Source organism: Micromonospora jinlongensis (assembly GCF_013410645.1).
GTDB classification, from domain to species: Bacteria; Actinomycetota; Actinomycetes; order Mycobacteriales; family Micromonosporaceae; genus Micromonospora; species Micromonospora zamorensis.
Window position 1 is genome coordinate 1,926,849 of sequence record NZ_JACCHK010000001.1, and the last position, 12,962, is coordinate 1,939,810.

Here is a 12,962-nt window from a genome sequence, read left to right on the forward strand (position 1 = left end):
TGAGAGGCTGATGTATACCGCAGGACGCTATACCGAAGATCGATCTTTGTCTATGAGTTGCCGGACGCGCTAGCCGGCGGTGGCCTCACGCTGGATCTGCGCGAACTGGGCGGCCATCGCGGCGGACAGGGCCTGCGCGGCGGACAGCGGGCGAACCATGACGGTGAACTCGTCGATCAGGCCGTTCTCGTCCAGGTGCAGGAAGTCGCAACCTTCGACGGCGACGTCGCCCATCCGCGCCTCGAACACCAGCGCGTGATCGCGATCGTCGTCACCGCTCAGCTCACGGACGTACCGGAAGTCCTCGAACACCCGCAGCACGCCGCGCAGGATCGCCGCGGTGATTGCCTTGCCCGGATACGGCTTGAACGCCATCGGGCTGCGAAAAACCACGTCGTCGGCCAGCGCCGCCGTGATGGCATCGGGATCGCGTGCCTCAACCGCCGCGCGAAAGTCGATCACCACGCCAGCGTACGGGGTTTCCCCGGCCACCGGTCACCCAGTTCTCGTCGAGCCGGCACCCGTTGTAGCGGCCACGGTCCGTGGAGCCCACAGGCACCGCGCCCTCAACGTCGCTGCTGCCTGGAACCAAGCCGGTCATATTTGGTGGACGGCCTGGACCGGCTGTGTCAGCCTGACCGGAAGCCGCCACCACCGGCCCGGTGCCATGACGGGATCGAACCGACCGACGGGAGCACGGCGATGCGAGGACTCGAAACCTTCCCGCCCATCCGGACGCGAGCTTTCGAGGACCCGTCAGCCAATGCAGACCATCAACCTTGGCATCGTCGCCCACGTTGACGCCGGTAAGACCAGTCTGACCGAACGACTGCTGCACGCCACCGGCGTCACCGACCGGCTCGGCAGTGTCGACGCGGGCACCACCAGACCGACACCGGCGAGATCGAGCGCCGCCGGGGCATCACCATCCGCAGCGCGGTCGCCGCGTTCGGACTACCCGACCGCCAGGTCAACCTGCTCGACACCCCCGGGCACAGCGACTTCGTGGCCGAGGTCGAACGCGCGCTCGGGGTGCTCGACGCGGCGATCCTGGTGCTGTCGGCCGTCGAGGGGGTGCAACCGCACAGCCGGCGGATCATGCGGATCCTCCGGTCACTCCGGCTACCCACCCTGATCTTCGTCAACAAGATCGACCGGACGGGCGCCCGCACCGACGAGCTGGTCGCGGACGTACGCCGGCTGCTCACCCCGGCCGTCGCCCCGCTGGGCACGGTCCGCGCGCCCGGCACCCCCGAGGCCGCCTTCCGGCTCGACGATCCACGGTACGACCGCAACGCCGCCCATTGGCTCGCCGAGGCCCTCGCCGAACACGACGACGAGCTGCTGGCCACCCTCGTGGACGACCTGCCACCCGACCCCGATCGGATCGACAAGGCGCTTCGGGTCCAGGTAGCGGCCGGGCAGGTCCACCCCCTGCTGTTCGGCTCGGCGCTGTCCGGAGCCGGCGTACCGGAACTGCTGGACGCCATCGCGGCCCTGCTCCCGGCGTCGCCACCGGCGGAACCCGAGCCGCGGGCCCGGGTCTTCGCCATCGAACGCGACCCCGCCGGCGAACGGGTGGCGTACCTGCGGTCGTACGGCGGGGAGTTCCGGGCCCGCCAGCGGGTCATCGCGTACCGCCGGGAGCCGGACGGTCAGATCACCGCGACCCGCGCCCGGATCACCCGGCTCGACGTGATCGGCGCGCCCACCGAACAGGCCGAGCCGACCGGCCGGGACGACGGGCCGGCCGCGCTGACCGCCGGGTACATCGCCCGGGTCACCGGCCTGACCGGGGTAAGCCTCGGTGACCAGCTCGGCAGCTCGGCCGGCCTCGACGGGAGGTCGTACTTTCCCGCACCGACCCTGGAGGCGGTGGTGCGACCCCGCGACCCGGCCCGGACGCTGGCGCTGCACGCCGCGTTGCTGGACATCGCGGACACCAACCCGTTCATCCGGACCCGGGTGGCCCCGGATGGCGGCACGAGCGTCCTGCTCTACGGCGAGGTGCAGCGCGAGGTGCTGGCCGCCACGCTGGCCGAGGCGTACGGGATCGAGGCCGAGTTCGGGGCGGGCCGCCTCATGCACGTCGAGCGGCCAACCGGCACCGGCTCGGCGATGGAGATCATCGGGCACGGCTTCTTCGGCACTGTCGGGTTCCGGGTCGAGCCCGGCTCCGCGGTGGACTACCGGCTGGAGGTCGAGCTCGGCTCGCTGCCGCTGTCGTTCCACAAGGCCATCGAGGAGGCCACCCGGGCCGCCCTCGACCAGGGTTGTCACGGATGGCCGGTCACCGACATCCGGGTGACCCTGACGCACAGCGGCTACTGGTCGCCGATCACCACGGCCGGGCACTTCCGGGACCTGGCGCCGTACGTCCTCATGCAGGCGCTCGCCCGGGCCGGTACCCGGGTCTACGAGCCGTGCCGCCGGTTCGAGGCGGAGGTACCGGCCGACCGGCTCGGCGCGGTCACGTCGTACCTGGGTCGGCTCGGCGCCCGCATCGACGGCACCGACGAGATTGCCGCCGGTTGGCGGATCGGCGGGGTGCTGCCGGCACGGCTCGAACCGGAGGCGCAACGGCGGCTGCCGGACCTGTCCAGCGGGGAAGGGCTGTGGTCGTCGGTGCCCGGCGGCGATCGCGTGGTGTCCGGTGACCCGCCGCACCGGCCCCGCACCGACGGAAACCCGTTCGACCGGGTGGAATACCTGCGCTTCCTCGCCCAGCCGAGGAACCGAAACTGAAAGGGCCCGCGCGAGATGCGGAGGCCCTTTCAGAATGCGATCAGCGCCAGCCGCGCGGGCCGAGCGCGGTGGTTGGAGTCGCGTTGACGGCTCGTTCGATCGGAAGTGGGTGTTGATGACGCGACCGACACTGTTCCTGACGGTCGGCCTCCCGTGCACCGGGAAGACCACTGCCGCTCGGCGTATCGAAAACGAGCGGACAGCGCTTCGTCTGACGAAGGACGAATGGGTGAAGGCTCTCTACGGGCACGAGAATCCGCCATCGGCTCAGGACGTGATCGAAGGACGACTCATCGAGATCGGGCTGCGCGCCCTCGAACTCGGCAACAACGTTGTGATCGACTACGGGCTCTGGAGTCGAGACGAGCGCTCCGCCCTGCGGCAGGCAGCAGCAGACCTCGGCGCGCTGGTGGAGATGTGCTACTTCGCGCTCACCCCTGCCGAGCAGCGCAGACGACTCGACCGGCGCCAAGCCGAAGCGCCGCACACGACGTGGCCGATGTCCGACGAGGAGCTCGTCGAGTGGGCCGCCAGCATCGACATCCCGACGCCAGGCGAACTCGACGGCAGCGAACCCATTGATGAGCCACCGGCTGGTTTCGCGACATGGAACGAATGGCGCGCACATCGCTGGCCGCCGTCGGTCTCCTGACGCCGGGCGGCCAGGACAGGTCGTTGATCGGTTTCCCGGCCGGTCGTTCGGGTACCGCCGCTGGTCAGGACCGAGGGAGGAACACACATGACCGAGCGGGACGAGCGACGCGATGGGGAGCAGACCGGGGTGCCGCAGGACGAGGGGGCCCGCAGAACCCGGGCGGCGCAGGACGCCCACGGCGGCAGCATGGCGCCGGGGCTGGTCGACGACACCGGCCACCCGGTGGCGCAGGCCCCGGCCGACCGGTTGGCCGAGACCGAGAACACAGACTGAGGCACGAGCGGCGGGCTGGTCGGGAGAAGGCCCGGCCAGCCCGTCGGCCGCACCTCGATGATCAGGTCGAGGAGGGGCCTGCGTGCCGCCGCGCCCGACCAATCGGTGCAGCAGACCCTCCGCCGTGAGCACGGTGAGAGTTCGGCGATGGTGTCCCGTCTCACCGCGATCTCGTTCGCCAGGTCACCACAGCCCGCCGGTACTCTTGATCGAGTACGGACTGTACCCATATGTCCACCAGCCGAGGGGTGACCATGCACGATCACGCGTCCGGCCACATCGACCTCGCTCGCCTGCGGGACGTGCTCGACGGACCGTGGGCAAAGGTGCGCAACGCGCACCGGGAGCACCTCGACGAGCGTTTCCTCCCGGTGTACGGCGAGACCGGTGACCAGGCACGTGAGCGGATCTCCCGGCTACTCACCGAACTCCCCGTCGAACTGGGGATCGCGTCGGCCTTCCCCACCGAGTACGGCGGCAGCTCCGACGTCGGCGGCTCGATCATCGCCAGCGAGATGCTGGCGCAGGTCGACCTGTCGCTGATGGTCAAGGCGGGCGTGCAGTGGGGCCTGTTCGGCGGCGCAGTCCAAGCCCTGGGCACCCAGCGCCACCACGACGTCTATCTGCGGGACATCATCTCGGGCACCATTTTCGGCTGCTTCGCGATGACCGAGACCGGCCACGGCTCCGACGTCCAGCAACTGCGCACCACCTGCACGTACGACCCGCAGACGCAGACCTTCGACCTGCACACCCCGCACGAGGCGGCCCGCAAGGACTACATCGGCAACGCCGCCCGGGACGGACGCATGGCGGTCGTCTTCGCGCAGCTGATCACGAACGGTCAACGGCACGGCGTACACGCCTGGTTGGTGCCCATCCGCGACGCACAGGGCAACCCGCTGCCCGGCGTGACCATCGGCGACGCCGGGCCCAAGGCCGGCCTGCTCGGCGTGGACAACGGGCGGCTCAGCTTCGACCACGTGCAGGTGCCCCGCGACATGCTGCTGGACCGTTACGGTCAGGTCGCCGAGGACGGCACGTACTCCAGCCCGATCGAGAACGACTCCCGGCGCTTCTTCACCATGCTCGGCACCCTGGTCCGTGGCCGGGTGAGCGTGGGCGGCGCCGCGTCGGCGGCCACCAAGTCCGCGCTGACCATCGCAGTGCGCTACGGCGACATCCGCCGCCAGTTCGATACTCCCGGCGCCGACCGGGAGGTGCTGATCAACGACTACCTGGCCCACCAGCGCAAGCTGCTGCCGGCCCTGGCCACCACGTACGCGCTGCACTTCGCCCAGACCGAGCTGGTAGCCGCGCTGAATGAGGTGCAGGGCGGCGACGGGCCGGTCGACGAGCACCGGCAGCGGGAGCTGGAGTCCCGGGCCGCCGGCCTCAAGGCCGCGCAGACCTGGCACGCGACCCGCACCATCCAGATGTGCCGCGAGGCGTGCGGCGGCGCCGGCTACCTGGCGGAAAACCGGCTACCCAGTCTCAAGGCCGACACCGACGTCTTCACCACCTTCGAGGGCGACAACACGGTGCTGCTGCAACTGGTGGCCAAGGGGCTGCTCACCGGCTTCCGCGACGAGTTCGGCTCGTTGGACGGCTGGGGGCGCGCCTCCTTCGTAGTTGAGCAGGTCCGCGAGATGGTGCTCGAGCGCACCGCCGCACGGTCGCTCATCGAACGGCTGGTCAGCGCGGTGCCCGGCCGCGACGAGGAAGTAGCCGTCACCGACCGCGGCTGGCAGCTGAAGGTTTTCGAGGACCGTGAGCGGCATCTTCTCGACGGCGCTGTCCGTCGCCTTCGCGGCGGCGCGGCCACCAAGAAGGACCGCCCCTTCGACATCTTCAACGACGTTCAGGACCACGTCCTGGCCGTCGCCGCCGCGCACATCGACCGGGTCACCCTGGAGGCGTTCGTCGCCGGCATCGCGGACACCGCCGACCCGGCGGTCCAGGCGCTCCTCTCCCGCGTCTGTGACCTGTACGCGCTCAGTGTCATCGAGGCCAACAAGGGGTGGTTCCTGGAGCACGGCCGGCTCACACCGGCCCGCTCGAAGGCGATCACCGGCGTGGTGAACGGATTGCTCAAAGAACTGCGCCCGCACATGCGAACGCTCGTGGACGGTTTCGCCATCCCGGACACGTGGTTGCACTGCGCCATCCTGCGGGAGGAACCCCGCAGGCAGGAAACGATGTCCGCCCATGACGCCGCCGGCGACCGGCAGGTGGTACGAGCGTAGGCGGACGCCGTCCCGCTCGCCGATCAATCGGGCGTACCCAACCCCCTGACCTCGGAAGTCCTGGGGTGCGAGCGACGTGATCGTGACCGTGGGCTGCGTAGACGCCCGGGACTCGGCCGGCGGGTTGCCGCAGCGCCCATGCCCGGCGCGTCTCGCGGCTATGAGCGGATGCCCAGCACCTGGCATCGGCGGCCGCGGGCAGTGCGGACCCGCGGCCGCCTTCGGTGTATCGATGCCGGTCGGTACACACACGACTCGCGCGTGCTTCCGCTCCCCGTCGGGAGCGGCCAGGTAGTCCTCCTCATGGTCCAGGAAAAACAGCAGCGAGCCGTCTGCCGGCAGGCCGAAGCCGTCGACTTTCGGCAGCGCCGCACCGTCATCCGGGATACCCAACTCGAGCGCGGCCTGCCCGCCGCGCATCGACAGGTCACAGTCGCTCATTGACGTTGCGTACGCCTCCCTGCGCCGCCGGGAACACCACGGTCGTCGTGAGCACCGTCGCCGAAGACGTTGTTGTCCTGCAGGGTGACCCGAGCCAGGTTGGCGACTGAGGTTTCGTAGCCCGGCTGCGCGTACACCGTGTCACAGATGCTCTTGGGCGGCGCGACCCGTGAGGTCGCGACGGCCTTGCTCGCGTCGGCGATGCTCGCCGGGTCGGCCCGCTCCGAGGCACTGCCGGTCGCCCCTGCCGAAACTCCGGGCTGCGGAGCTCTTGACAGCCACCCGTCAGGAAGATGAATATCTAAGCCACATTAAGTAAAGACGTTTTATAAATCTCCGAGACAGTGAGACTTGGTGATCGCCAGTGCAGGGGACGGCGGATTTCGGCGCCAGGGCCGGGTTGCCGCAGCGAGGGCTGTTCCAGGTGTCCCCGCAGCGGCGCACTCCGCCGGAGCGCACGAAGGCCAGCACGCAGGACAGTCGGGCACACAACCGCTCGCTGGTGCTGGCTCGGCTGTACAACGAGGGCGAGATGAGCCGATCCGAGCTGGCGCGGGCCTCGAAGCTCACGGCCCCGACGATCTCCGCGCTGGTCGCGGAGCTGGAGCAGGACGGCCTGGTGGTCGAGATCGGCCCCCGTCAGGAGGGCCGGGTCGGCAAGCCGGCGAAGCTGGTACGCATCGACGAGGATGGGACGAACGTACTGGTGCTGGACCTGTCGCACAGCGACCGGTTCACCGGTGCGGTGGTCAACCTGCGTGGCGACATCCTGGACCGGGCCGAAGTGGAGCTCGGCGCCTCCCTTGGCGTCGAGGCCTACGAGCTGGTGCTGACACTGGTCCAGAAGCTGTTCGCCCTGGCGCACCGGCGGGTGCTGGGCATCGGGGTTGGCTCACCAGGCATCATCGACGACACCGGTGTCATACGCCATGCCGCGCATCTGGGATGGAGCGACCTACCTCTCGCGCAGCGGCTGACCGAGCGGTTCGGGGTCGCCGCTCACCTGGGCAACGATGTCAACCTGGCTGCGCTGGCGGTCCTGCACGAGCGCGCGAAGGGCGTACAGAACCTGATGGTCGTGACGATCGACCACGGTGTGGGTGCGGGCCTGGTCGTGGGCGGCAAGCTGGTCGAAGGAGAGCAGTTCGCCGCGGGTGAGATAGGGCATGTCACGGTCGATGAGGACGGGGATGCCTGTGTCTGCGGGCGCCGCGGCTGCCTGGACATGCTGATCAGCGCGGCGCACCTGCGAGGTCGCCTGGCGCGTACGGACGAGGCGCAACGCCCCGCGGTGCTCGCGAAAGCCGGAAGGGCACTGGGGGTCGTCCTCGCTCCGATCGTCAGTGTGCTGAACCTCAACGACGTGGTGCTGACCGGTCCGCCCGACCTCATCGAAGGAACTCTGCTGGAGGCGGTGATCGAGACCGCGCAGGCGCGCACGCTTCCGGCCGTCAGCGCCTCACTGCGGATCCGCTCACTGGCCGGTGACACCGACCTGACCCTGATCGGAAGTGCCTGCATGGTGCTGTCGGCGGAACTGGGCGTGCTGTAGTCCGGCGCACCGCTGACGTCCGCATCCTGCACGTCCCGACCTGCCGGCCACCACCGGATTCGGGGCTGCCCTGAACGCTTCGAAGGCCCACCGCTACCGACGCGGGTCCTGGGCGTACGAAGACGAGTACCGCTTTCCCCCAATGTATCTCCCACCCCCCTTTCAGGAGAATCTCGATGAAGCAATCGCGCACCTGCGTCGCCGTCGCGCTGCTACTCGCGGCAACGGCGTCCATGACCGCTTGCGGGGCCGGTTCCGGATCAGCCGGCAGCACCGAGCCGCAGGCCGTGAGCACGGTCAACGGCGCCGGCAAGACCGTCACGGTCTGGGTGATGACCGATGACTACACCACCGAGACCCTCGATGCGATCAACACGGAGTTCACCAAGCAGACCGGCGCCAAGGTCGACGTCCAGGTGCAGGCGTGGGACGGCATCACCACCAAGATCACGACGGCGCTGGCAACCTCGACTCCGCCCGACGTGCTGGACCTGGGCAACACCCAGGTTGCCAGCTTCGCCGCCACCGGAGGCCTCAAGGACCTCACCCCGTACGCCGCGGACCTCAAGCAGGGCCAGACCTGGGTTGCCGGCCTCGCCGACCCGGCCACCGTCGACGGCAACCTCTACGCGGTGCCGGGCTTCGCCGGCGCCCGCGCGGTGATCTACAACAAGACCATGTGGGCCAAGGCCGGCATCACCAGCGCCCCGACCACCTTCGCCGAACTGACCGCCGACCTCGACAAGGTCCGCGCGGCCAACCCGGCTCCGGACTTCTCGCCGTTCTACCTGCCCGGCCAGAGCTGGTACGCGGGCATGCAGTTCGTCTGGGACGCCGGTGGTGACATCGCCACGAGGTCCGGCTCCACCTGGACCGCAGGCCTGGGATCGCCCGCGTCGCAGACCGGGCTGGCCGCCTACAAGTCCTTCCAGAACACGTACTCGGTCCCGGCCTCCCGGACGGTCGACAACGTGTCCCCGGACCAGACCCAGATCTTCGCCGACGGCAAGGCTTCGGCCATGCTGGACACCAACGGCAAGATCGCGATGATCAAGAAGGCCAACCCGAAGATCACCGATGCCGACCTCGGCACGTTCCCCATGCCGGGCTCCTCGGGCAAGACCCAGCCGGTGATGATCGGCGGCTCCGACTGGGGCATCGCCGCCAAGAGCGCCAACGCCGACCTCGCCCTGCAGTGGGTCAAGATCGCCGCCAGCCCCGAGGTCCAGAAAACCTGGGTCGCGGGCCACGACGGCTGGATCCCGAACAGCACCGAGGCCATCAAGGCGGCGGACAGCACCCTGCCCCCGCTGCAGAAGGCGTTCTTCGGCGCGGCGCTGAACTCCAAGGCCACCCCCGCCAGTGCCAACTGGGCCCGGGTCGAGGGGAACAAGGACATCAACACCCTGTTCTCCGCCATCGCCTCGGGCACCAAGACCCCCCAGGACGCGGCCGGCGCGTTCGACGCCGCGGTGGGCAAGGCCCTGAATGCGGCGCAGTGACAGCCCACCCCGCCCGGACCTGGCCGCAGACCGCGGCCCGGCCCGGGCGGGGCGCCCCTCCCCCTCCCCCGCTCTCGGGGCCGCAGCCCTGCCGGTGACCCGCCCGGCCACCACCGGTCGGCCGCGGCGTGAGGATCGGCGAAGCCGAGCGGCCTGGCTGCTGGTCTCCCCCGCCGGGATCGTGCTGCTGGCCTTCACCGTCGCCCCGATCGCCTTCCTGATCTTCACCTCGTTCACCGACTACAGCCAACGGACCCTGTTCACCGGGCGCTATGAGTTCGTCGGAGCCGAGCAGTATTCGACCCTCGTCGTCGATCCGGAATTCTGGTGGGCGCTGCTGCGCAGCGTGCTGTTCACCACGGCCATGGTCGCGGGCAGCATCGTGGTCGGCACGGGCGTGGCCAGGCTGCTGACTCGGCTGACGGCTGTCATGCGTACGGTGGTCACCCTGGTGCTGATCCTGGCCTGGGCGATGCCGACCGTGGCCTCCTCGCTGGTCTGGAAATGGTTGTTCCAGCCCGGTTACGGCGTGATCAACTGGCTGCTGACGCAGACCGGATTGTTCGGCGACCTGACCAACACCGACTGGGCCAACAACCCCTCCCTGGCCTATTTGGCGATCTGGCTGCTCGTGGTGTGGCAGGCGGTGCCGTTCATCGCCCTGACCCTGTACGCGGCGCTGACCCAGATGCCGGCCGAACTGCAGGCGGCCGCCCGCATGGACGGCGCCGGCGAGTGGCGCGTGTGGTGGTCGATCACCCTGCCGTTCCTGCGCCCTACCCTGCTGCTGGTCACCTTGATGTCGGTGATCTGGGACTTCAACGTCTTCAACCAGATCTGGCTGGTCTCCGCCGGCGGACCTGACTCCGCGACCACCACGCTGGGGATCTTTGCCTACCGCACCGCCTTCGTGACCTTCCGCATCGGCCAGGGCGCGGCCCTTTCCGTCATCACCACCGCGATCCTGGTGGCGATCACCGCCTTCTACATCCGCAGCATGCTGCGCTCGGGGGAGGACCTGTGACCAACCGTCGGCCGCGCCGTGATCACGCCGGGAACCCGGTGGGCGGCTGGTGGAACAACACCGCCGCGATCATCTTCAGCCTGATCTGGGTGTTCCCGGTCTACTGGATGGTGAACACCGCCTTCAAACCCCGTTCCGAGGCGATGACCTCGACCCCGCTGTTCGTCCCGAAGGCACCCACGCTCGGCAATTTCGACGCCGCGATCAGCCAGACCGACTTCCTGCTGAACCTGCGCAACAGCCTGATCGTGGTCGGCGGATCGGTCGTACTGGCCCTGGTGCTGGGGATGCTCGCGGCCGCAGCCCTGTCGAGGTTCCGGTTCCGTGGGCGGCGCACCATCATGGTCGCGATCCTGATCTTCCAGATGCTGCCGGGCACGGCCCTGTTGATCCCCACGTTCCTGGTGTTCAACCAGATCGGTCTGCTCGGCACCTTCCTCGGCCTGGTGCTGGCCTACGTCGCGCTGGTGTTGCCGTTCTCGATCTGGGTGATGCGCGGCTTCTTCATCGCGATCCCGGTCGAGGTCGAGGAGGCCGCGCGGATCGACGGCGCCTCGACCTGGCAGATCCTGGTCCGGGTCCTGTTCCCGTTGGTGGTGCCCGGGGTCGTGGCGACGAGCGTCTTCGCGTTCATCACCGCGTGGAACGACTACCTGATCGCCTACACGTTCATGCAGGACCAGGACCACTACACCCTGCCGGTGTGGCTGGCCTCGTTCAGCACACCGCTGACCGGCACCGACTTCGGTGGCCAGATGGCCGGCTCGGTCATCTTCTCGCTGCCCGTGGTGGTCTTCTTCCTCATCATCCAACGCAAGCTGGTGACCGGCATCTCCGCTGGCGCCGTGAAAGGGTGACCCGCTCGATGCCGCTGCCACTTCCCGCCTCGTTCCTGGACGGCGACGGCGTGTTCCAGCTGACCGCCTCCACCGCCATCGACGCCCCCGCCGGCCTCGCCGCCGTCGCGCAGTGGTTGCAGGACGCTCTGCGCCCGGCCACCGGGCTCCCGCTGCCGATCACCGAGGGTCGGGCCGAGCAGGCGATCGTCCTGCGCATCCGCCCGGAGCTGGCCGCCGAGGCGTACCGCCTGGTCTCCGGCCCGGCCGGCACCACGATCGAGGGCGGTGACAGCGCCGGCGTCTTCTACGGCTGCCAGGTGCTGCTGCAACTGCTGCCGCCCGCGATCTACCGCAGATCGCCGGTCGGGCCCGCCCTCTGGGCGGTGCCCGCCGTCACCATCACCGACGCCCCACGCTTCGGCTGGCGCGGAGCGATGCTCGACGTGGCCCGGCACTTCATGCCCAAGCACGACGTGCTGCGGTTCGTCGACCTGCTCGCCATGCACCGGCTGAACACCCTGCACCTGCACCTGTCCGACGACCAGGGCTGGCGGGTCGAGATCCGGCGCCACCCCGCCCTGACCGAGGTTGGGGCGTGGCGCCGCGAGTCCCAGCTCGGCGCCACGCCCGACGCCCCCGGCGACGGGCGCCCGCACGGCGGCTTCTACACCCAGGACGACATCCGGGAGATCGTCGCCTACGCCGCCCAGCGCCACATCACCGTGGTGCCCGAGATCGACCTGCCGGGGCACACCCAGGCCGCCATCGCCGCCTACCCGCAGCTTGGCGTCACCGGGAATGCACTGCAGACCTGGACCCGGTGGGGGATCAACACCAACGTGCTGAACACCGAGGACACCACCGTCGCGTTCTTCTGCGAGGTGATGGACGAGGTGATGGATCTGTTTCCCAGCCCGTACATCGGCATCGGCGGCGACGAGTGCCCGAAGGAGCAGTGGCACACCGACGCGCGTACCCAGGAGCTGATGCGCCTGCGGGGGTTGCGCGACGAGAACGAGTTGCAGTCCTGGTTCATCAGCCGGATCGGCGAGCACGTCGCCGCCCGGGGACGCCGCGTGTTCGGGTGGGACGACATCCTCGAAGGCGACGCGCCGTCCGGGGCCGTGGTGGCCTCCTGGCGGGGCATGACCGGGGCCGTCACCGCGGCCCGGCGCGGCTTCGACGTCGTCTCCTGTCCCGACGACCAGGTCTATCTGGACTACCGCCAGTCCGAGGATCCCCGCGAACCCATCCCCTTCGCCGTCCCGCTCACCCTGCGCGATGCGTACGCCTTCGACCCGGTGCCCGAGGAGCTCACGCCCGACCAGGCGGCACGGGTGCTCGGCGGTCAGGCGAACATCTGGACCGAGCACATGGACGCACCGCGAATCGTCGACTACTACGCCTTCCCGCGGCTGTGCGCCATCGCCGAAGCCCTGTGGAGCCCGAAGGAACGCTCCTACGAGGACTTCCTGCCGCGGCTCGAAGCCCACCTGCGGAGGCTGGACGCCATTGGCGTCGAGTACCGCCCCCACCAGGGACCCCTGCCCTGGCAGACCCGGCCCGGAGTCGACGGCAAACCCGCGACCCGGGACGAATGGGCGACGTTCATCGAGGACCTCGTCGCCGGCATCAAGACCTGAGCGCGCCACCCGGCACGCGAAGGGCGTCATCCCCCGCAAGGA

At 69.4% G+C, this 12,962-nt stretch carries 10 protein-coding genes and 1 pseudogene; 10 read left to right on the top strand and 1 reads right to left on the bottom strand.

All coding sequences use genetic code 11. The features are described from left to right. Positions 1-69 precede the first annotated feature (69 nt). The gene (locus HNR22_RS08250) at positions 70-462 is read right to left on the bottom strand and encodes a nuclear transport factor 2 family protein (RefSeq protein WP_179779851.1); all 393 of its coding nucleotides are present in this window, start codon (positions 460-462) and stop codon (positions 70-72) included. A gap of 301 nt (positions 463-763) precedes the next feature. Here HNR22_RS08250 and HNR22_RS31225 point away from each other — a divergent pair. The 10 genes and pseudogenes from HNR22_RS31225 to HNR22_RS08295 all read left to right on the top strand — a co-directional run. Next, positions 764-1,446 (top strand): annotated as a pseudogene (locus HNR22_RS31225) (GTP-binding protein); the annotation flags it as partial. 672 nt (positions 1,447-2,118) lie between these two features. Further along, positions 2,119-2,745, top strand: coding sequence for a hypothetical protein (locus tag HNR22_RS31230; RefSeq protein ID WP_246381688.1), 627 nt, complete (start codon positions 2,119-2,121; stop codon positions 2,743-2,745). A 115-nt stretch (positions 2,746-2,860) separates the two neighbouring features. Next, on the top strand, positions 2,861-3,397 hold the full coding sequence (locus tag HNR22_RS08260; protein WP_179779852.1) for an ATP-binding protein: 537 nt from the start codon (positions 2,861-2,863) through the stop codon (positions 3,395-3,397). Between the two features lie 87 nt (positions 3,398-3,484). Continuing rightward, positions 3,485-3,673 (top strand): hypothetical protein, encoded by a 189-nt coding sequence (locus HNR22_RS08265; RefSeq protein ID WP_179778423.1) that lies wholly within the window; start codon positions 3,485-3,487, stop codon positions 3,671-3,673. A 254-nt stretch (positions 3,674-3,927) separates the two neighbouring features. Further along, on the top strand, positions 3,928-5,919 hold the full coding sequence (locus HNR22_RS08270; protein WP_179779853.1) for an acyl-CoA dehydrogenase family protein: 1,992 nt from the start codon (positions 3,928-3,930) through the stop codon (positions 5,917-5,919). Between the two features lie 805 nt (positions 5,920-6,724). Continuing rightward, the gene (locus HNR22_RS08275; protein WP_179779854.1) at positions 6,725-7,912 is read left to right on the top strand and encodes an ROK family protein; all 1,188 of its coding nucleotides are present in this window, start codon (positions 6,725-6,727) and stop codon (positions 7,910-7,912) included. Between the two features lie 176 nt (positions 7,913-8,088). Then, on the top strand, positions 8,089-9,414 hold the full coding sequence (locus tag HNR22_RS08280) for a sugar ABC transporter substrate-binding protein (RefSeq protein WP_179779855.1): 1,326 nt from the start codon (positions 8,089-8,091) through the stop codon (positions 9,412-9,414). A 181-nt stretch (positions 9,415-9,595) separates the two neighbouring features. Next, complete coding sequence (locus HNR22_RS08285; protein WP_343059734.1) at positions 9,596-10,438, top strand: carbohydrate ABC transporter permease; 843 nt, start codon at positions 9,596-9,598, stop codon at positions 10,436-10,438. Continuing rightward, a complete protein-coding gene (locus HNR22_RS08290) occupies positions 10,435-11,295 on the top strand; it encodes a carbohydrate ABC transporter permease (RefSeq protein ID WP_343059735.1) in 861 nt (286 codons plus the stop codon). The genes HNR22_RS08285 and HNR22_RS08290 overlap by 4 nt, the downstream gene beginning before the upstream one ends. Before the next feature lie 8 nt (positions 11,296-11,303). Further along, positions 11,304-12,920 carry a beta-N-acetylhexosaminidase gene (locus HNR22_RS08295; protein ID WP_179779857.1) on the top strand — a complete coding sequence of 539 codons (1,617 nt, stop codon included), beginning with the start codon at positions 11,304-11,306 and terminating at the stop codon, positions 12,918-12,920. The last annotated feature ends 42 nt before the right edge of the window (positions 12,921-12,962 follow it).

Excerpts from the sequence above, each read along its gene's own strand:
- HNR22_RS31230 (WP_246381688.1), top strand. The coding sequence starts at position 2,119 with ATGGAGATCATCGGGCACGGCTTCTTCGGCACTGTCGGGTTCCGGGTC.
- HNR22_RS08260 (WP_179779852.1), top strand. The coding sequence starts at position 2,861 with ATGACGCGACCGACACTGTTCCTGACGGTCGGCCTCCCGTGCACCGGG.
- HNR22_RS08265 (WP_179778423.1), top strand. The coding sequence starts at position 3,485 with ATGACCGAGCGGGACGAGCGACGCGATGGGGAGCAGACCGGGGTGCCG.
- HNR22_RS08270 (WP_179779853.1), top strand. The coding sequence starts at position 3,928 with ATGCACGATCACGCGTCCGGCCACATCGACCTCGCTCGCCTGCGGGAC.
- HNR22_RS08280 (WP_179779855.1), top strand. The coding sequence starts at position 8,089 with ATGAAGCAATCGCGCACCTGCGTCGCCGTCGCGCTGCTACTCGCGGCA.
- HNR22_RS08295 (WP_179779857.1), top strand. The coding sequence starts at position 11,304 with ATGCCGCTGCCACTTCCCGCCTCGTTCCTGGACGGCGACGGCGTGTTC.